Origin of the sequence: Nitratidesulfovibrio liaohensis (assembly GCF_011682075.1) — a bacterium.
Classification (GTDB): Bacteria; Desulfobacterota; Desulfovibrionia; order Desulfovibrionales; family Desulfovibrionaceae; genus Cupidesulfovibrio; species Cupidesulfovibrio liaohensis.
The window spans coordinates 1-856 of sequence record NZ_VSMK01000666.1; the positions used below are offsets into that span (position 1 = coordinate 1).

The 856-nt window shown below is 71.3% G+C and carries 1 protein-coding gene; it reads left to right on the forward strand.

Features of this window, described 5'->3' with window-relative positions:
* A partial coding sequence (locus tag FVW27_RS17570) for a class I SAM-dependent methyltransferase (protein ID WP_167127685.1) occupies positions 1–520 on the forward strand: 520 nt, incomplete at its 5' end.
* Positions 521–856 lie beyond the last annotated feature (336 nt).

Sequence of the window (856 nt, forward strand, 5' to 3'; positions counted from 1 at the left end):
CGCCCTGTGCGGGGTGCCGGTGGCCGCCTATGCCGGGGTGGATACCAGCGCCCCGGCGCTGGTCACGGCGCGCGAGAGCCTGGCCGGGCTGGGCTGCCCGGTGCGGCTGGTGGAGGGCGATTACCGCCAGGTGCTGGATGGCCCGGAAGGCAGTGTGGACGTGATCTGGATGGGCCTGTTCCTGCATCATCTGTCCACCCCGCTCAAGGCGGAGTTTCTGCGGGTGGCGCACCGGCTGCTGGCCCCCGGTGGCATGATTCTGGCGCACGACCCGGTCATGGGCGAGGACGAGGACAGGCAGGCCATGCTGGCCCGCATGGCCTCGCTGGGCCGCGCCCGGTGGCACTTCCTGACGGACGACGAGATAGCCATGGTGCACCGCCACTGGTCGGGCCATGGCCATCAGGAACGGTTCAGCACCCTGCGGGCGCTGGGCGAGGCGGAGGGGTTCGAGGTGGACATGGTCTGGTCCGACCCGGACCGCCAGTACGGCCTCGTGCGGTTCGCCCGGCGGAGCTGAGAACGGTGGCGACGGTGCGGTGACTGTGGCGACTGGGGTGACTGGGGCGCCTGTTGTGCCCACCTTGCCCGCTCTGCATGACGCGGGAAGCCGGACGCCATACCCGACGCACCATCAAGCCCGCCCGGAACCTTCGGGCGGGGCGGACCATGACGGGAGAGCCCATGAACATGTTTTTCGTGCGCGCACGGCGGCATGCCGGTGCGTTCCTGCCTGCGCCGTTGTTTGCGCCACTGCGTGCGCCGGTGGCCTGGGCCGTGCTTGCGCTGCTGGCCTTGTGGACCTTCGGGGCGGGGGCTGCCTGCGCCGCCCAGGATGCCGCGGATGCCGCGGGTG